The organism is Brevibacillus sp. JNUCC-41, from assembly GCF_014844095.1.
In the GTDB taxonomy this organism is placed as follows: domain Bacteria; phylum Bacillota; class Bacilli; order Bacillales; family DSM-1321; genus Peribacillus; species Peribacillus aracenensis.
This window is the reverse complement of record NZ_CP062163.1, coordinates 2,056,210-2,076,093: the sequence shown is the minus strand read 5'-3', so window position 1 is coordinate 2,076,093 and position 19,884 is coordinate 2,056,210. Positions and strand designations below refer to the sequence as shown.

Below are 19,884 nucleotides of genomic sequence, written 5' to 3'. Positions count from 1 at the left end.
TTTTAATTTCTATAGCTTAGTGTTTGGTGAAAGTTTGATCTATCGCATTTGCCAGATCCAGCGATTCTTCTTTTAGATAACGCTTCGTTACGTTTAAATCTTTATGACCGGCAAGCTTTGATATCGTTTGTATATCTATTCCATTATCCACTAACCTTTGGCAAAAGGTATGTCGAAGTTTATGTGGATGCACATTGTATTTTTTTAATATATATTGAACTGACCTCGGAGTGATCCTTTGATTATAGCTTGAGATGAATAACGGATCGGCTTTTTCTTTTAAAGAATGAAGATAATTTTTTACATGTTGTATAGCCGATAGTGTAAGGGGAACGGTTCTATCGATTTCACCTTTTGCGTTCCTGACAAGTATATAATTTCGCTCTGTTTCCATAATGACGTCACGGCCATTTAAGTCACATAATTCAGAAACACGAATTCCAGTATGTAACAAAAGGTAGACGATGGCAATGTTCCTTAGATTCCCTTCTGCTTCTATATCCCTTAACAGGATCTGCTGCTCATTGATGCTTAAAGTTTCAGGTACCTCAAGCTTGTGCTCCTTAACCTTACGTTCCACAGAAAGCATTACTTGCGGTTTTCCTAAAAATTTAAAGAAGACATTTAGGGCGATATAGTGTTTTTCGATTGTTCCCGGGCTTTTCTTGCAATTTTCTAAATAATCAAGATAACCCTGAACATCTTCAGAATGAATCTCCATCAATATCTTTTGTGTCTGGTCACAAAACTGTGAAAGGACACCAGTATACGTTTTGATCGTATTAGCTGATTTGCCTTGGTCTCTCAACCATTCAGCAAACGAAAAAATCATTTCATCTTTAGCAGAGGTATCCATCGGCTATTCCCCCAATGACAGTTTCAGAACTACGTTAAGTTTAACATATATCCCTACAGAAACGAAGAATTCTGTCCCTTTGTCTTAAACAGATATGGATAATACAGATTGCTGTAGAAACTCAGATGCATTTATAGTATGTCCTACCATTTATACGGCATATAACTTTATTTATGGTCCTTTTGAGTCACTACTTTTTTAACCGGTTTAAATAAAAAGATACTGAAGAAATATCAACCTCAAAAAAAGACCAGCCGGATGGCTGATCTTTTTAAATGGCTTGGCGGCGTCCTACTCTCACAGGGGGAAACCCCCAACTACCATCGGCGCTGAAGAGCTTAACTGCCGTGTTCGGAATGGGAACGGGTGTGACCTCTTCGCTATCGCCACCAAACATGTAAGGAACGTTGTTCCTTCAAAACTAGATAATAAGAAGGTATTTCATTTTTTTAAAGCGTTGGTTAAGTCCTCGATCTATTAGTATCAGTCAGCTCCACATGTCGCCACGCTTCCACCTCTGACCTATCAACCTGATCATCTTTCAGGGATCTTACTAGCTTGCGCCATGGGAAATCTCATCTTGAGGGGGGCTTCATGCTTAGATGCTTTCAGCACTTATCCCGTCCGCACGTAGCTACCCAGCTATGCCTTTGGCAAGACAACTGGTACACCAGCGGTGCGTCCATCCCGGTCCTCTCGTACTAAGGACAGCTCCTCTCAAATTTCCTGCGCCCGCGACGGATAGGGACCGAACTGTCTCACGACGTTCTGAACCCAGCTCGCGTACCGCTTTAATGGGCGAACAGCCCAACCCTTGGGACCGACTACAGCCCCAGGATGCGATGAGCCGACATCGAGGTGCCAAACCTCCCCGTCGATGTGGACTCTTGGGGGAGATAAGCCTGTTATCCCCGGGGTAGCTTTTATCCGTTGAGCGATGGCCCTTCCATGCGGAACCACCGGATCACTAAGCCCGACTTTCGTCCCTGCTCGACTTGTAGGTCTCGCAGTCAAGCTCCCTTGTGCCTTTACACTCTACGAATGATTTCCAACCATTCTGAGGGAACCTTTGGGCGCCTCCGTTACTCTTTAGGAGGCGACCGCCCCAGTCAAACTGCCCACCTGACACTGTCTCCCACCCCGATAAGGGGCGCGGGTTAGAATTTCAATACAGCCAGGGTAGTATCCCACCAACGCCTCCACCGAAGCTAGCGCTCCGGCTTCTCAGGCTCCTACCTATCCTGTACAAGCTGTACCAAAATTCAATATCAGGCTGCAGTAAAGCTCCACGGGGTCTTTCCGTCCTGTCGCGGGTAACCTGCATCTTCACAGGTACTATAATTTCACCGAGTCTCTCGTTGAGACAGTGCCCAGATCGTTACACCTTTCGTGCGGGTCGGAACTTACCCGACAAGGAATTTCGCTACCTTAGGACCGTTATAGTTACGGCCGCCGTTTACTGGGGCTTCGGTTCAAAGCTTCGCTTGCGCTAACCTCTCCCCTTAACCTTCCAGCACCGGGCAGGTGTCAGCCCCTATACTTCGCCTTGCGGCTTCGCAGAGACCTGTGTTTTTGCTAAACAGTCGCCTGGGCCTATTCACTGCGGCTTTTCTGGGCTATTCACCCTAAAAAGCACCCCTTCTCCCGAAGTTACGGGGTCATTTTGCCGAGTTCCTTAACGAGAGTTCTCTCGCACACCTTAGGATTCTCTCCTCGCCTACCTGTGTCGGTTTGCGGTACGGGCACCTTACATCTCACTAGAGGCTTTTCTTGGCAGCGTGGAATCAGGAACTTCGGTACTATATTTCCCTCGCCATCACAGCTCCGCCTTAATGGAAACGGGATTTGCCTCGTTTCCGGCCTAACTGCTTGGACGCGCATATCCAACAGCGCGCTTACCCTATCCTTCTGCGTCCCCCCATCGTTCAAACGATGTATAGGTGGTACAGGAATATCAACCTGTTGTCCATCGCCTACGCCTTTCGGCCTCGGCTTAGGTCCCGACTAACCCTGAGCGGACGAGCCTTCCTCAGGAAACCTTAGGCATTCGGTGGAAGGGATTCTCACCCTTCTTTCGCTACTCATACCGGCATTCTCACTTCTAAGCGCTCCACCAGTCCTTCCGGTCTGACTTCAACGCCCTTAGAACGCTCTCCTACCACTGACACCCAATGGTGTCAATCCACAGCTTCGGTGATACGTTTAGCCCCGGTACATTTTCGGCGCGGAGTCACTCGACCAGTGAGCTATTACGCACTCTTTAAATGGTGGCTGCTTCTAAGCCAACATCCTGGTTGTCTAAGCAACTCCACATCCTTTTCCACTTAACGTATACTTTGGGACCTTAGCTGGTGGTCTGGGCTGTTTCCCTTTCGACTACGGATCTTATCACTCGCAGTCTGACTCCCAAGAATAAGTATTTGGCATTCGGAGTTTGACTGAATTCGGTAACCCGTTGGGGGCCCCTAGTCCAATCAGTGCTCTACCTCCAATACTCTCATCTTGAGGCTAGCCCTAAAGCTATTTCGGAGAGAACCAGCTATCTCCAGGTTCGATTGGAATTTCTCCGCTACCCACACCTCATCCCCGCACTTTTCAACGTGCGTGGGTTCGGGCCTCCATTCAGTGTTACCTGAACTTCACCCTGGACATGGGTAGATCACCTGGTTTCGGGTCTACGACCTCATACTCATTCGCCCTATTCAGACTCGCTTTCGCTGCGGCTCCGTCTTATCAACTTAACCTCGCATGAAATCGTAACTCGCCGGTTCATTCTACAAAAGGCACGCCATTACCCATTAACGGGCTTTGACTACTTGTAGGCACACGGTTTCAGGATCTATTTCACTCCCCTTCCGGGGTGCTTTTCACCTTTCCCTCACGGTACTGGTTCACTATCGGTCACTAGGGAGTATTTAGCCTTGGGAGATGGTCCTCCCTGCTTCCGACGGGATTTCTCGTGTCCCGCCGTACTCAGGATCCACTCAGGAGGGAACGAAGTTTCAACTACAGGGTTTTTACCTTCTTCGACGGACCTTTCCAGGTCGCTTCATTTACCCCGTTCCTTTGTAACTCCATGTTGAGTGTCCTACAACCCCAAGAGGCAAGCCTCTTGGTTTGGGCTAATTCCGTTTCGCTCGCCGCTACTCAGGAAATCGCGTTTGCTTTCTCTTCCTCCGGGTACTTAGATGTTTCAGTTCCCCGGGTCTGCCTTCAGTACCCTATGTATTCAGGTAAAGATACTGTTCCATTACGAACAGTGGGTTTCCCCATTCGGAAATCTCCGGATCAAAGCTTACTTACAGCTCCCCGAAGCATATCGGTGTTAGTCCCGTCCTTCATCGGCTCCTAGTGCCAAGGCATCCACCGTGCGCCCTTTCTAACTTAACCGTTAAAAAAGATCTTACAGATGCTTTGAAAAAAATTAATTGCCTTCTATCTATTATCTAGTTTTCAAGGAACAATGCAGAAAGAATGACATCACATCGTGATGCTTGTCTTTCCTATTTGAATGAATTACTCATTCAAAACTGAACAAAACAAAAGCGCTCTCGTAATTATCCTTAGAAAGGAGGTGATCCAGCCGCACCTTCCGATACGGCTACCTTGTTACGACTTCACCCCAATCATCTGTCCCACCTTAGGCGGCTGGCTCCATAAAGGTTACCTCACCGACTTCGGGTGTTACAAACTCTCGTGGTGTGACGGGCGGTGTGTACAAGGCCCGGGAACGTATTCACCGCGGCATGCTGATCCGCGATTACTAGCGATTCCGGCTTCATGCAGGCGAGTTGCAGCCTGCAATCCGAACTGAGAATGGCTTTATGGGATTCGCTTACCTTCGCAGGTTTGCAGCCCTTTGTACCATCCATTGTAGCACGTGTGTAGCCCAGGTCATAAGGGGCATGATGATTTGACGTCATCCCCACCTTCCTCCGGTTTGTCACCGGCAGTCACCTTAGAGTGCCCAACTGAATGCTGGCAACTAAGATCAAGGGTTGCGCTCGTTGCGGGACTTAACCCAACATCTCACGACACGAGCTGACGACAACCATGCACCACCTGTCACTCTGTCCCCCGAAGGGGAAAGCCCTATCTCTAGGGTTGTCAGAGGATGTCAAGACCTGGTAAGGTTCTTCGCGTTGCTTCGAATTAAACCACATGCTCCACCGCTTGTGCGGGCCCCCGTCAATTCCTTTGAGTTTCAGCCTTGCGGCCGTACTCCCCAGGCGGAGTGCTTAATGCGTTAGCTGCAGCACTAAAGGGCGGAAACCCTCTAACACTTAGCACTCATCGTTTACGGCGTGGACTACCAGGGTATCTAATCCTGTTTGCTCCCCACGCTTTCGCGCCTCAGTGTCAGTTACAGACCAGAAAGTCGCCTTCGCCACTGGTGTTCCTCCAAATCTCTACGCATTTCACCGCTACACTTGGAATTCCACTTTCCTCTTCTGCACTCAAGTCCCCCAGTTTCCAATGACCCTCCACGGTTGAGCCGTGGGCTTTCACATCAGACTTAAGGAACCACCTGCGCGCGCTTTACGCCCAATAATTCCGGACAACGCTTGCCACCTACGTATTACCGCGGCTGCTGGCACGTAGTTAGCCGTGGCTTTCTGGTTAGGTACCGTCAAGGTACCAGCAGTTACTCTGGTACTTGTTCTTCCCTAACAACAGAACTTTACGACCCGAAGGCCTTCTTCGTTCACGCGGCGTTGCTCCGTCAGACTTTCGTCCATTGCGGAAGATTCCCTACTGCTGCCTCCCGTAGGAGTCTGGGCCGTGTCTCAGTCCCAGTGTGGCCGATCACCCTCTCAGGTCGGCTACGCATCGTCGCCTTGGTGAGCCATTACCTCACCAACTAGCTAATGCGCCGCGGGCCCATCTATAAGTGACAGCGTAAACCGTCTTTCCATCTTCTCTCATGCGAGAAAAGAACGTATCCGGTATTAGCTCCGGTTTCCCGAAGTTATCCCAGTCTTATAGGCAGGTTGCCCACGTGTTACTCACCCGTCCGCCGCTAATCTCAGGGAGCAAGCTCCCGTCGATTCGCTCGACTTGCATGTATTAGGCACGCCGCCAGCGTTCGTCCTGAGCCAGGATCAAACTCTCCGAAGAAATGTTTGACTTGCTCATTTGCTTTTTTGATAGTGTGTGCTCACTTAAAATTTAACGTTGGCGCTTTGTTTTGTTCAGTTTTCAAAGAGCAATTTCACAATCGTTCTTTCGAACGGCTGTTTATTCATCATAACACCTTATTGATTAGTTGTCAACTTCTGCGAAGTTTTTAACTTATTTTAAATCGCTGTGTTTTTCAGCGACCATTTCATCTTATCATTTTCATAGTAAGAAGTCAATAGTTATTTCTTTCAGCAATCTGCCGAAAGTGATGAAGTTTTTCGTTTCTCTTAGTTGGTGCTTATTTATATTAATCTTTTCCTGCCATAAAGTCAACACATTTCACAATAAATATTTCCCTCTCTCAAAGTGAGATCAAGAATGGCTTCAAGGGTCCGTTTTGCTTAAGGAAAATACACACATTAGTGGGACAGAGCTGAAGGTTTTCATCTTTTTTCACGACCTTATGAAACAAAAAAGACCAGCCGGATGGCTGATCTTTTTAAATGGCTTGGCGGCGTCCTACTCTCACAGGGGGAAACCCCCAACTACCATCGGCGCTGAAGAGCTTAACTGCCGTGTTCGGAATGGGAACGGGTGTGACCTCTTCGCTATCGCCACCAAACATGTAAGGAACGTTGTTCCTTCAAAACTAGATAATAAGAAGGTATTTCATTTTTTTTAAAGCGTTGGTTAAGTCCTCGATCTATTAGTATCAGTCAGCTCCACATGTCGCCACGCTTCCACCTCTGACCTATCAACCTGATCATCTTTCAGGGATCTTACTAGCTTGCGCCATGGGAAATCTCATCTTGAGGGGGGCTTCATGCTTAGATGCTTTCAGCACTTATCCCGTCCGCACGTAGCTACCCAGCTATGCCTTTGGCAAGACAACTGGTACACCAGCGGTGCGTCCATCCCGGTCCTCTCGTACTAAGGACAGCTCCTCTCAAATTTCCTGCGCCCGCGACGGATAGGGACCGAACTGTCTCACGACGTTCTGAACCCAGCTCGCGTACCGCTTTAATGGGCGAACAGCCCAACCCTTGGGACCGACTACAGCCCCAGGATGCGATGAGCCGACATCGAGGTGCCAAACCTCCCCGTCGATGTGGACTCTTGGGGGAGATAAGCCTGTTATCCCCGGGGTAGCTTTTATCCGTTGAGCGATGGCCCTTCCATGCGGAACCACCGGATCACTAAGCCCGACTTTCGTCCCTGCTCGACTTGTAGGTCTCGCAGTCAAGCTCCCTTGTGCCTTTACACTCTACGAATGATTTCCAACCATTCTGAGGGAACCTTTGGGCGCCTCCGTTACTCTTTAGGAGGCGACCGCCCCAGTCAAACTGCCCACCTGACACTGTCTCCCACCCCGATAAGGGGCGCGGGTTAGAATTTCAATACAGCCAGGGTAGTATCCCACCAACGCCTCCACCGAAGCTAGCGCTCCGGCTTCTCAGGCTCCTACCTATCCTGTACAAGCTGTACCAAAATTCAATATCAGGCTGCAGTAAAGCTCCACGGGGTCTTTCCGTCCTGTCGCGGGTAACCTGCATCTTCACAGGTACTATAATTTCACCGAGTCTCTCGTTGAGACAGTGCCCAGATCGTTACACCTTTCGTGCGGGTCGGAACTTACCCGACAAGGAATTTCGCTACCTTAGGACCGTTATAGTTACGGCCGCCGTTTACTGGGGCTTCGGTTCAAAGCTTCGCTTGCGCTAACCTCTCCCCTTAACCTTCCAGCACCGGGCAGGTGTCAGCCCCTATACTTCGCCTTGCGGCTTCGCAGAGACCTGTGTTTTTGCTAAACAGTCGCCTGGGCCTATTCACTGCGGCTTTTCTGGGCTATTCACCCTAAAAAGCACCCCTTCTCCCGAAGTTACGGGGTCATTTTGCCGAGTTCCTTAACGAGAGTTCTCTCGCACACCTTAGGATTCTCTCCTCGCCTACCTGTGTCGGTTTGCGGTACGGGCACCTTACATCTCACTAGAGGCTTTTCTTGGCAGCGTGGAATCAGGAACTTCGGTACTATATTTCCCTCGCCATCACAGCTCCGCCTTAATGGAAACGGGATTTGCCTCGTTTCCGGCCTAACTGCTTGGACGCGCATATCCAACAGCGCGCTTACCCTATCCTTCTGCGTCCCCCCATCGTTCAAACGATGTATAGGTGGTACAGGAATATCAACCTGTTGTCCATCGCCTACGCCTTTCGGCCTCGGCTTAGGTCCCGACTAACCCTGAGCGGACGAGCCTTCCTCAGGAAACCTTAGGCATTCGGTGGAAGGGATTCTCACCCTTCTTTCGCTACTCATACCGGCATTCTCACTTCTAAGCGCTCCACCAGTCCTTCCGGTCTGACTTCAACGCCCTTAGAACGCTCTCCTACCACTGACACCCAATGGTGTCAATCCACAGCTTCGGTGATACGTTTAGCCCCGGTACATTTTCGGCGCGGAGTCACTCGACCAGTGAGCTATTACGCACTCTTTAAATGGTGGCTGCTTCTAAGCCAACATCCTGGTTGTCTAAGCAACTCCACATCCTTTTCCACTTAACGTATACTTTGGGACCTTAGCTGGTGGTCTGGGCTGTTTCCCTTTCGACTACGGATCTTATCACTCGCAGTCTGACTCCCAAGAATAAGTATTTGGCATTCGGAGTTTGACTGAATTCGGTAACCCGTTGGGGGCCCCTAGTCCAATCAGTGCTCTACCTCCAATACTCTCATCTTGAGGCTAGCCCTAAAGCTATTTCGGAGAGAACCAGCTATCTCCAGGTTCGATTGGAATTTCTCCGCTACCCACACCTCATCCCCGCACTTTTCAACGTGCGTGGGTTCGGGCCTCCATTCAGTGTTACCTGAACTTCACCCTGGACATGGGTAGATCACCTGGTTTCGGGTCTACGACCTCATACTCATTCGCCCTATTCAGACTCGCTTTCGCTGCGGCTCCGTCTTATCAACTTAACCTCGCATGAAATCGTAACTCGCCGGTTCATTCTACAAAAGGCACGCCATTACCCATTAACGGGCTTTGACTACTTGTAGGCACACGGTTTCAGGATCTATTTCACTCCCCTTCCGGGGTGCTTTTCACCTTTCCCTCACGGTACTGGTTCACTATCGGTCACTAGGGAGTATTTAGCCTTGGGAGATGGTCCTCCCTGCTTCCGACGGGATTTCTCGTGTCCCGCCGTACTCAGGATCCACTCAGGAGGGAACGAAGTTTCAACTACAGGGTTTTTACCTTCTTCGACGGACCTTTCCAGGTCGCTTCATTTACCCCGTTCCTTTGTAACTCCATGTTGAGTGTCCTACAACCCCAAGAGGCAAGCCTCTTGGTTTGGGCTAATTCCGTTTCGCTCGCCGCTACTCAGGAAATCGCGTTTGCTTTCTCTTCCTCCGGGTACTTAGATGTTTCAGTTCCCCGGGTCTGCCTTCAGTACCCTATGTATTCAGGTAAAGATACTGTTCCATTACGAACAGTGGGTTTCCCCATTCGGAAATCTCCGGATCAAAGCTTACTTACAGCTCCCCGAAGCATATCGGTGTTAGTCCCGTCCTTCATCGGCTCCTAGTGCCAAGGCATCCACCGTGCGCCCTTTCTAACTTAACCGTTAAAAAAGATCTTACAGATGCTTTGAAAAAAATTAATTGCCTTCTATCTATTATCTAGTTTTCAAGGAACAATGCAGAAAGAATGACATCACATCGTGATGCTTGTCTTTCCTATTTGAATGAATTACTCATTCAAAACTGAACAAAACAAAAGCGCTCTCGTAATTATCCTTAGAAAGGAGGTGATCCAGCCGCACCTTCCGATACGGCTACCTTGTTACGACTTCACCCCAATCATCTGTCCCACCTTAGGCGGCTGGCTCCATAAAGGTTACCTCACCGACTTCGGGTGTTACAAACTCTCGTGGTGTGACGGGCGGTGTGTACAAGGCCCGGGAACGTATTCACCGCGGCATGCTGATCCGCGATTACTAGCGATTCCGGCTTCATGCAGGCGAGTTGCAGCCTGCAATCCGAACTGAGAATGGCTTTATGGGATTCGCTTACCTTCGCAGGTTTGCAGCCCTTTGTACCATCCATTGTAGCACGTGTGTAGCCCAGGTCATAAGGGGCATGATGATTTGACGTCATCCCCACCTTCCTCCGGTTTGTCACCGGCAGTCACCTTAGAGTGCCCAACTGAATGCTGGCAACTAAGATCAAGGGTTGCGCTCGTTGCGGGACTTAACCCAACATCTCACGACACGAGCTGACGACAACCATGCACCACCTGTCACTCTGTCCCCCGAAGGGGAAAGCCCTATCTCTAGGGTTGTCAGAGGATGTCAAGACCTGGTAAGGTTCTTCGCGTTGCTTCGAATTAAACCACATGCTCCACCGCTTGTGCGGGCCCCCGTCAATTCCTTTGAGTTTCAGCCTTGCGGCCGTACTCCCCAGGCGGAGTGCTTAATGCGTTAGCTGCAGCACTAAAGGGCGGAAACCCTCTAACACTTAGCACTCATCGTTTACGGCGTGGACTACCAGGGTATCTAATCCTGTTTGCTCCCCACGCTTTCGCGCCTCAGTGTCAGTTACAGACCAGAAAGTCGCCTTCGCCACTGGTGTTCCTCCAAATCTCTACGCATTTCACCGCTACACTTGGAATTCCACTTTCCTCTTCTGCACTCAAGTCCCCCAGTTTCCAATGACCCTCCACGGTTGAGCCGTGGGCTTTCACATCAGACTTAAGGAACCACCTGCGCGCGCTTTACGCCCAATAATTCCGGACAACGCTTGCCACCTACGTATTACCGCGGCTGCTGGCACGTAGTTAGCCGTGGCTTTCTGGTTAGGTACCGTCAAGGTACCAGCAGTTACTCTGGTACTTGTTCTTCCCTAACAACAGAACTTTACGACCCGAAGGCCTTCTTCGTTCACGCGGCGTTGCTCCGTCAGACTTTCGTCCATTGCGGAAGATTCCCTACTGCTGCCTCCCGTAGGAGTCTGGGCCGTGTCTCAGTCCCAGTGTGGCCGATCACCCTCTCAGGTCGGCTACGCATCGTCGCCTTGGTGAGCCATTACCTCACCAACTAGCTAATGCGCCGCGGGCCCATCTATAAGTGACAGCGTAAACCGTCTTTCCATCTTCTCTCATGCGAGAAAAGAACGTATCCGGTATTAGCTCCGGTTTCCCGAAGTTATCCCAGTCTTATAGGCAGGTTGCCCACGTGTTACTCACCCGTCCGCCGCTAATCTCAGGGAGCAAGCTCCCGTCGATTCGCTCGACTTGCATGTATTAGGCACGCCGCCAGCGTTCGTCCTGAGCCAGGATCAAACTCTCCGAAGAAATGTTTGACTTGCTCATTTGCTTTTTTAATAGTGTGTGCTCACTTAAAATTTAACGTTGGCGCTTTGTTTTGTTCAGTTTTCAAAGAGCAATTTCACAATCGTTCTTTCGAACGGCTGTTTATTCATCATAACACCTTATTGATTAGTTGTCAACTTCTGCGAAGTTTTTAACTTATTTTAAATCGCTGTGTTTTTCAGCGACCATTTCATCTTATCATTTTCATAGTAAGAAGTCAATAGTTATTTCTTTCAGCAATCTGCCGAAAGTGATGAAGTTTTTCGTTTCTCTTAGTTGGTGCTTATTTATATTAATCCCATTTCACATTAATGTCAACGCCTTTTTCCCATTTCTTTTATTTATATCTTTCACCGGTTATTAGCTTCCTCAGTTTATCAACAATTACAAGACAATACTTATATAGTAGAAAGGTTGGCAACGATATATGGAATGGACCTAATAAGTATCTTATATCCTTTTTTAATGCTTCTTAATGATAATGAAATCGGATTATAACCAAGTTGACTTCACAATTTTCATTATGCTATTATATAACCAAGTAAAATAATCGGAATAGTTAATTTTATTTATAACCTTTCTATCAATAAAACTTAGCTAATTTAAAGGAGATGGGAATATGACAGCAGCAATGGTAATACCAGGTGCAGAATCTTTTTTCTTACCCGGCAATTCTATCGGCATTCTTATTTGCCATGGTTTTAACGGAACGCCACAAAGCGTAAGGTATTTAGGTGAAAAATTCGCCGCCAAAGGTTTTACTGTCTTCGCTCCTCGACTGGCGGGCCACGGAACGTATGAATATGAAATGGAAACGAGTCATTATCAGGAATGGATACAGGATGTTGAAATGGCTTATGAAAAATTAAAACGAACCTGCACCCATGTATTTGCCATCGGACAATCAATGGGAGGCGCCCTTGTTCTCGATTTAGCTACAAAAGTTGCTTGTGATGGAATTCTTACCATCAATGCCGCTCTCCAAGTTCCTGAATATGAAAAATATCGTAACCAATTGGTTCCGCGCTTCATTCCTGAAGGCAAGCCTGACATAAAAGACGGTACAACTAAAGAAATCACATATGACCAAGTTCCGGCAAAAGCTATTAATCAATTGCTCGATATAATGGAACATACCAGTCAAAAACTAGTAGACGTTTCGTGCCCGATACTCATCTTCCATTCTCCAGAAGATCACGTTGTACCAGACTCGTGTTCCTATCAGATTTACGATACTGTCATGTCCGGTGATAAGGAGATGGCTCCCCTTGAAAACTCATATCATGTGGCCTCGTTGGATCATGACAAAGATCATATCATTGATCGGTCATATCAGTTCATCCAGAGGTTAAGCAAAAGGGCAATAATCGCCTCTTAAACTCCTTACTCCATAAAAATCAGGTTTACCCTTACACTTCATGGGTATATATAGTATATAAAGAAAAAGGAGGTAACATAATGAGCGGTTTATCGGACAAAGTAAAAAGTGCTGTAAATAAAGTTAAAGGTGAAACGAAAGACCAAGTCGGAAACGCGAAAAATGATCCTCACTTACAAGCAGAAGGTAAAGTTGATAAATTAAAAGGCAATCTCCAAGATGGCATTAGTAAATTTAAAAATGACCGTTAATTGCAAATAACCGAATAGAGAATCCACTCTCTTAACGAACATTCTCATTTCATATAAGAGTGACCCCCTTTTATAGAGAAGAGGCGGCAGATAATCTGCCGCCTCTTCATTCTTCAATTCGCTTGTATAACAACAACACACATATCATCAGGTTGATCTTGTTGCATTTCCGGGGACATCAAAAAATCAATAGGGGGAGATTCTTTACAATCAAACCATCTTGTCGAGACCGCTTCTTTTATTTGGTCAAGTCCTTCAGTTCCTTCTCGATCTATTGCTTCCATGACTCCATCCGTAAATAGCATAAGCTGAATCTTCTCTTCATAATGAATGACGGATTTCTCTATTTTCATTTCGGTGAAGAACCCAACAGGACATGTCCCTTTTGAAAGTGAGGCCACTTTTCCATCGTCCATTAAAGCAAATCCCGGAGGATGTCCGGCATTCACATATTCCACTGTCTTTTGCTCTGTATCAATGATCATATAAATCGCGGTAAAATAATAATGCACTTGATTATCTTCTTTATTAAGGGTACTCATCCAGCGATTCATTTCGTTTATTACTGCCACTGGATCTGTATGTGTCCTTATGGCATCCCTCAATACAGAGGAAATGAACATGCACACAAGTGAGGCGGATATGCCGTGCCCCATCATATCCAATAGGATGATCCCATACCGATTTTCATCGATGCGGTGCCAATAGTACATATCCCCTGCTAATTTATTCGCAGGTAAGTATGATGCCCTTATAGTTAAGTGGTCATTTATAATGGGTTCACTTAATAAGCTGCTTTGAACCTGCATGGAAAGATCCAATTCATTGCGGATTTTTTCATCCTGCATTTTATGCCAATCTTTTTCATATTTAAGTCTTAACCCTACGCGAATCCTCGCAAGTAAATCTATTTTATTGATAGGCTTCATTATATAATCAATTCCACCAACATCAAGTGCCTCGGCCACCTTGTTTGAATCTTCAAGGGCGGTCACAAAAATCACGGGTATATCTCTAAGGTGAGGAATACTTTGAAGTCTCCTGCACGCCTCTATCCCATCGATCTCCGGCATCATGATATCAAGCAGAATGATATCAACTGAAGTCTCTTTAGGTTGCGGACTATCCACCTGTAAATATTCAAACATCTCAACAGCTGAAGTTAATGATAGAAAATCCGTATAGCCAGCTCGTTTTAGAATTTTCTCTATAACGAAAAGGTTAACCTGGTTATCATCTACGATTAAAATCGTCATTCTTTCATTCCCCTTTTGGCTTATATCGAGCGGCAACATTTATCTTTTTTTATGGATCTGTACTTTACTAAAACTCCTTAAAAAGGGAGTTTTCAATTATATTATAACGAAGTTCAGCCTCATTTAATAATGATAAACCACGCTAGCGATTTTACATGGAGACCAACTCAATATATATACCCCTTCTTCCGATACCTTAAACATAGATATGCAAAAAAAAAGTGAAAAATAATGCACTGAATTAAAAAGAAAGAGTCCGCTTATATGCGGACTCTTTCTTTTTACAATTTCCGATAAATTCGTTCCTTTGAGTCAAAGTCCTCATAATCTTCCGAAAAGGATGATGTATGCAGTGTTTCCTTGCTGCCAACCGCAAGAAAACCGTCTTTACAAAGACTGTCATAAAACAACTGATTAACATAGGTCTGTAATTCACCGGTAAAGTAAATCATCACATTCCGGCACATGATGATATGAAACTCATTGAACGAACCATCAGTAACTAAATTGTGCTGGAAAAACACAATGTTTTTAAGGAGACCCGAATCAAGATAAGCATTTTGATAATCGGTTGTATAATACTCCGAAAATTCCTGGTTACCCCCAGCTTGCAAGTAGTTTTTCGTATAAGACTGCATTCTATTTAAAGGTAATATCCCTTTTTCCGCATGACGGAGGACTTCTTCATTCATATCAGTGGCATAAATCCTCGCCTTATCATAAAGCCCTTCTTCCTTAAGGATGATCGCCATAGAAAAGGCTTCTTCACCGGTCGAACAACCCGCATGCCAAATTCTGATTTCAGGAAGTTTTTTCAGGAGCGGTACAATATTTAAACGAAAGGCTTTAAAAAATTCCGGGTCGCGAAACATTTCAGTGACATTTATCGAAAAATCTCCCAAAAGCTTCTCGACATACCCTTTTTCATATAAAACCATCTCTATCATTCCGCTAATCCTGCGAATATGGTCCAGTCTCATTCTATTTTCAACTCTTCTTTTTATTGAAGAACGCATATATTTGCGAAAGTCAAAGCCAGAAACGGTGTAAATGGCCTCTAACAATAATTCAATTTCCAAATCTTCTCTTTCTTCAATCGTTAAAGTATCCTTCATGCAAAACCTTCCTTACCCGTACGTACTATCAATCAATTAGTCAGCCATACTCTTAGGACGGATAGCAACTGATCCAGTTTCAACGGCTTGCTGACATAATCGGAAGCGCCAGCCTTCAGGCATTTTTCCCTATCGCCTTTCATCGCTTTCGCAGTTAGCGCGATGATTGGAAGTTCCTCGAACTTACTTTGCTCGCGAATTCTGGTCATCGTTTCGTAACCGTCCATGCCCGGCATCATGATATCCATCAATATAACATCTATATCGTTTCCTTTTTCAAGGAGTTCCAAACATTCGTAGCCGTTTTCAGCTGTAAGGATTTCCATCCCCTCATGCTTCAGCGCATTTTTCAGAGCAAATATATTACGGTGATCATCATCAACGACCAGTACTGTTTTATTGCAGAATGGTTTGACCTTATTCCGATCTTCTTCATCCATTATAACTACATCCGATTCTCCTTGACCGCCAAAGGCCGCGGTAGAATCATCGTGGCTAGCTGCTGCCACTTCCGGAGCAGCAGCTATTGCTTCGCCGACATTTTTGAAGCCCTCTGGCATACTTGGAATAAAGAAAGTAAAGGTACTGCCTTGCCCTTCTTCACTATCTACAATGACCCAGCCTCCCAGAAGTTTGGCAAATTCACGGCAAATAGATAGCCCTAGGCCTGTACCGCCATATTTTCTCATCGTAGCTCCGTCACCTTGCTGGAACGCTTCAAAGATAAGTTTTTGCTTCTCTTTTGATATTCCGATGCCCGTATCCGTCACCTTAATTTCAACCCAATTGCTAGCCCCTTTTGTCTGTATCCATTGTGCTACATTTTCTTCATCAGCTTTTTGGATTTGGACAGACACAGAACCTTTTTCCGTGAATTTAAATGCATTGGATAACAGGTTTTTCAAAATTTGCTGGAAGCGCTGTTCATCCGTAAAGAAAATATCCGGAACGTTTTTACTTTTTTCTATTATAAAGTCAATGTTCTTTTTCTTCGCTACATGATCGAAGTTACGGTGCAATAACTCAGGAAGTTCACTCAAATTCATTTCGTCAAAGACCACTTCAAGTTTTCCGACTTCAACTTTTGATAAATCCAAAATGTCATTGATCAACATTAATAAGTCTTGGCCCGATGAATTAATGACACGAGCGAATTCCTGTTGCTCTTCATTTAATTTACTATCATTTGGATCTGAAAGCATTTCAGATAAAATCAGAATACTATTGAGCGGTGTCCGCAATTCATGGGACATATTTGCCATGAACTCCGATTTGTATTTTGAACTTAACTTTAATTCTTCCGCCTGTTTTTCAAGATTTTGTTTTGCAACTTGAAGCTCTTTTGACTTCTCTTCAGTTTCACGATTTCTCTCTTCTAATTGTTCATTGATCATTCTCAGCTCTTCAGCCTGTGTTTGCAGTTCCTCCGATTGGGCTTGCATTTCCTCTGATTGTGACTGCAATTCTTCCGATTGAGCCTGTAACTCTTCGGTCTGTGCTTGTGATTCTTTCAATAAACGCTCTATTTCCATCCGGCCTTCTACATTATTAATCGTGATGCCTAAAGTATCAAGAACCTGGCTCAGGAAAGATTTTTGCAACTTCGTAAAAGTCTCCAAACTCGCCAGTTCAACCATCGCCACAACTTCATCCTCAAAAACGACTGGCGCAATGACAATGCTTTTCGGGTTGACTTCCCCTAATCCTGTCGTAACCAATTGAAAATCTTCAGGAATTTCGTCAATGACCTTGGATTTCTTTTCAAGGGCGCATTGTCCGATCAGCCCTTCGCCAAGTCGGAATTCACGTCTACCCGAATCTTCGCCATCTCCAGCAAAGCTGGCAAGCTTCACAAAACGCATATCAACACCCTCACCCCGTTTGACGTAAAAAGCTCCAATTGAAGCCCCCATCATCGGTGCAAGTCTTGTAATGAACCGGTCAGCCAGAACCTCCACATCAACAATGCGCTGATACATGGTAGCTATATCCGCCACACGGGTCTGGATCCAGTTCTGTTCACTGATCTTTTCAGTGAAATCTTTCTCTTTTCGATTATAGTCTTCAAGAGATTCCGCCATATCATTGAACGATCTCGCTATATCACTAATTTCATCAGTAGTTCGAACCGGAATTCTTGGTATGACCGATAAATTTTTGAAATCGATATTTTTGATGACATTCGTAATCGATTGCAAATCTTTCGAAGTACTGCGAATCATCCAAACAACTGTTACGGAAATAACCAAAATGCTGAGGATAACCGCAAAAATAACAAAACCGATCATATCTTCATAGGTTTGTTTCGAATTACTTAATGTATCTTTCATGACGCTTTCTTGGTAATCTTTAAATTCGTCCATCGTACTGATGACTTTCGTACGTTTTTCCCTTTGATCAACCATCAGGCTTGTTAAATCCGATGGGTTTCCCGACTTTATCTTTTGGATGATCTCAGCCTCCGTTATGGAGTAAGAAGCATATTGAGTCTCGAACTCTTTCAGTAATTGCTTTGCTTTCGTCTTATTTAACGTACCTGATAACCCAGCAATTTTTGATTCAATCAAACTATGATTCTCATTGATGATTTCGAGGCTCTCTGCTCTTTCTTCTTTGTTTGCATCATTAGCTGCAAACAGGATTTCACGGTCCGACCTGGAAAAAAGCTGACGGATTTCCATCGAATCTTGAACTTTTTCATAGCGATTTTCAACTATTTCAGTCATGCTGCTCTTTAAATTGTTAAGCGTAACCATCATGAAAGAAAGTAAAATAGCCAAGAAAAGCAAGATTAAACCAAATCCCAACATTTGCTTCTTCTTAAAACCCATTTTCCCGCCCACCTTCGATACTTATTTATATCAGCCAAAAATAAATGGCTTTGCAAAATAAATCTTAATACTATCATCAGTACTACTTTTGAAGAACTTTTTTATATTGAAACTTTAAAATGATATATATAGATAGATTCATTGCTCAAAGTCAATTTTAACATTTTCCAAGCTAAAATGGTTACCTACAGTGTATTTTTTTATGGAATTTATTTTCCAATTACGTAACAGTCTGCTTTAACCATTGTTATGATGGTCATTGTTCGAACCAATGAGCATTAATAAAAGCCGAAAGTTTCCACTTTCGGCTTTTATTGTGATCCTATTTATTTAATCTTCTTCACTTCAACATATAAAACATGGTGGCCGTCCATTTCCTTTACTGTAAATTCATATCCGGCGTATTCGATTTTATCCCCGATAGCAATCTCAAATCTGCCTGTCAGGAACCATCCTCCCAATGTATCGATATCTTCCTCCGGCAAATCGATCGCCAAGGTATCATTGACATCTTCAACTAATGTTTTAGCGTCGAATACATAATGCCCTTCATCAATCTTTTGAATAAGCGGACGTTCATCCTGGTCAAATTCATCACGGATTTCCCCGACGATTTCTTCAAGAATGTCTTCAACCGTTACAAGACCGGCCGTTCCGCCATATTCATCAGTCAAAACTGCCATATGGATCCGTTCCTTCTGCATTTTCAGCAGCAAATCATGAATGGCGATCGTTTCAAGAACACGGATGATGGGTGTCACAAAGGAATCCACCGTCAAAGCTGTTACATTATCTTCTGTAATCGTCGCTGTATAAAGTCTCTTGATATTGACCATTCCCACAACATTATCTTTATCACCGTCTATGACCGGATACCTTGTGTATTGTTCTTCTTGAATAAGTTCAACAACTTCCAATAATGGCATGCCTTTTTCGATAACGGTCATTTCCGTACGCGGAACCATGATTTCATTGGCGATACGCTCATCAAATTCAAATATCTGATTTACATATTTGTATTCCGATTGGTTGATCTCACCGCTTTTATAGCTTTCCGATAAAATGATGCGCAGCTCTTCTTCGGAATGGGCCATTTCTGACTCAGATGCTGGCTTTAATCCGAAAATGCCTGTCAGAAGACGAGCAGAACCATTCAGTAACCAAATGAATGGGTATAAAATGCGGTAAAAGAGAATTAACGGCTTTGCAAAAAGCAAGGTTACCTCTTCAGCCTTTTGAATTGCAACCGTTTTTGGTGCCAGTTCACCGACTACAACATGAAGGAATGTTACGGAGCCGAAAGCGATCAGGAACGAGATGATGTGACTTATGGATTCCTCTAATCCCCATTTAGTGAACAATGGTTTTAAGATCGCCTCCACCGTCGGTTCACCCAACACCCCCAAACCTAAGGCGGTTACTGTAATCCCCAATTGACAGGCAGATAAGTACTCATCGATATGCGTTGTCACTTTCTTGGCTGCGAGGGCATTTCTATGCCCTTCTTCAATTAATTGATTGATTCGGGAACTTCTGACTTTAACGATTGCAAATTCCGATGCTACGAAAAAAGCGGTTAATGCTATTAATACAGCTACTGCTAATAACTTTATAAAAATCTCCAATATGTGCGGGTTCGCCATATAGTGCCAATCCTTCTGACCTTTGGATTAGACATGTACGGCTTAATCCCAAGCACCTCCTGTATAAA

7 protein-coding genes and 6 rRNA genes are annotated in these 19,884 nt (G+C 45.1%); 2 read left to right on the top strand and 11 right to left on the bottom strand.

The window, feature by feature from the left end; all coding sequences use genetic code 11:
• Positions 1-16: 16 nt before the first annotated feature.
• The 7 genes from JNUCC41_RS10315 to JNUCC41_RS10285 all read right to left on the bottom strand — a co-directional run bounded on the left by JNUCC41_RS10315 (position 17) and on the right by JNUCC41_RS10285 (position 11,324).
• Positions 17-856 carry a tyrosine-type recombinase/integrase gene (locus JNUCC41_RS10315; protein ID WP_192207516.1) on the bottom strand — a complete coding sequence of 280 codons (840 nt, stop codon included), beginning with the start codon at positions 854-856 and terminating at the stop codon, positions 17-19.
• Between the two features lie 278 nt (positions 857-1,134).
• Positions 1,135-1,250: ribosomal RNA gene (rrf, locus tag JNUCC41_RS10310) — 5S ribosomal RNA — on the bottom strand.
• A 63-nt stretch (positions 1,251-1,313) separates the two neighbouring features.
• Positions 1,314-4,246, bottom strand: a 23S ribosomal RNA gene (locus JNUCC41_RS10305).
• Positions 4,247-4,423: 177 nt separating this feature from the next.
• Positions 4,424-5,974: ribosomal RNA gene (locus JNUCC41_RS10300) — 16S ribosomal RNA — on the bottom strand.
• 509 nt (positions 5,975-6,483) lie between these two features.
• Positions 6,484-6,599, bottom strand: a 5S ribosomal RNA gene (gene rrf / locus JNUCC41_RS10295).
• Positions 6,600-6,663: 64 nt separating this feature from the next.
• Positions 6,664-9,596 (bottom strand): 23S ribosomal RNA (locus tag JNUCC41_RS10290).
• Between the two features lie 177 nt (positions 9,597-9,773).
• A 16S ribosomal RNA gene (locus JNUCC41_RS10285) occupies positions 9,774-11,324 on the bottom strand.
• The 16S, 23S and 5S rRNA genes sit together here, the layout of an rRNA operon.
• Positions 11,325-11,961: 637 nt before the next feature.
• Between JNUCC41_RS10285 and JNUCC41_RS10280 the strand changes: the two genes are divergently transcribed.
• Positions 11,962-12,720, top strand: a complete 759-nt coding sequence (locus tag JNUCC41_RS10280) for an alpha/beta hydrolase (protein WP_192207515.1) — start codon at positions 11,962-11,964, stop codon at positions 12,718-12,720.
• An 80-nt stretch (positions 12,721-12,800) separates the two neighbouring features.
• Positions 12,801-12,971, top strand: a complete 171-nt coding sequence (locus tag JNUCC41_RS10275; protein WP_192207514.1) for a CsbD family protein — start codon at positions 12,801-12,803, stop codon at positions 12,969-12,971.
• Between the two features lie 113 nt (positions 12,972-13,084).
• Here the strand turns inward: JNUCC41_RS10275 and JNUCC41_RS10270 are convergent, their stop codons facing one another.
• The 4 genes from JNUCC41_RS10270 to JNUCC41_RS10255 all read right to left on the bottom strand — a co-directional run bounded on the left by JNUCC41_RS10270 (position 13,085) and on the right by JNUCC41_RS10255 (position 19,798).
• Positions 13,085-14,227, bottom strand: a complete 1,143-nt coding sequence (locus JNUCC41_RS10270) for a PP2C family protein-serine/threonine phosphatase (RefSeq protein WP_192207513.1) — start codon at positions 14,225-14,227, stop codon at positions 13,085-13,087.
• A 281-nt stretch (positions 14,228-14,508) separates the two neighbouring features.
• Entirely contained in the window at positions 14,509-15,342 is an 834-nt protein-coding gene (locus JNUCC41_RS10265) for a CheR family methyltransferase (protein WP_192207512.1), read from the bottom strand.
• Between the two features lie 32 nt (positions 15,343-15,374).
• Positions 15,375-18,173 (bottom strand): response regulator, encoded by a 2,799-nt coding sequence (locus JNUCC41_RS10260; RefSeq protein ID WP_192207511.1) that lies wholly within the window; start codon positions 18,171-18,173, stop codon positions 15,375-15,377.
• 326 nt (positions 18,174-18,499) lie between these two features.
• Positions 18,500-19,798 (bottom strand): hemolysin family protein, encoded by a 1,299-nt coding sequence (locus JNUCC41_RS10255; protein ID WP_192208119.1) that lies wholly within the window; start codon positions 19,796-19,798, stop codon positions 18,500-18,502.
• Positions 19,799-19,884: the final 86 nt, after the last annotated feature.

Bases quoted from the DNA above. Each gene is read 5' to 3' on its own strand.
- JNUCC41_RS10315 (WP_192207516.1), bottom strand. From the start codon at position 856: ATGGATACCTCTGCTAAAGATGAAATGATTTTTTCGTTTGCTGAATGG.
- JNUCC41_RS10280 (WP_192207515.1), top strand. From the start codon at position 11,962: ATGACAGCAGCAATGGTAATACCAGGTGCAGAATCTTTTTTCTTACCC.
- JNUCC41_RS10275 (WP_192207514.1), top strand. From the start codon at position 12,801: ATGAGCGGTTTATCGGACAAAGTAAAAAGTGCTGTAAATAAAGTTAAA.
- JNUCC41_RS10270 (WP_192207513.1), bottom strand. From the start codon at position 14,227: ATGACGATTTTAATCGTAGATGATAACCAGGTTAACCTTTTCGTTATA.
- JNUCC41_RS10265 (WP_192207512.1), bottom strand. From the start codon at position 15,342: ATGAAGGATACTTTAACGATTGAAGAAAGAGAAGATTTGGAAATTGAA.
- JNUCC41_RS10260 (WP_192207511.1), bottom strand. From the start codon at position 18,173: ATGGGTTTTAAGAAGAAGCAAATGTTGGGATTTGGTTTAATCTTGCTT.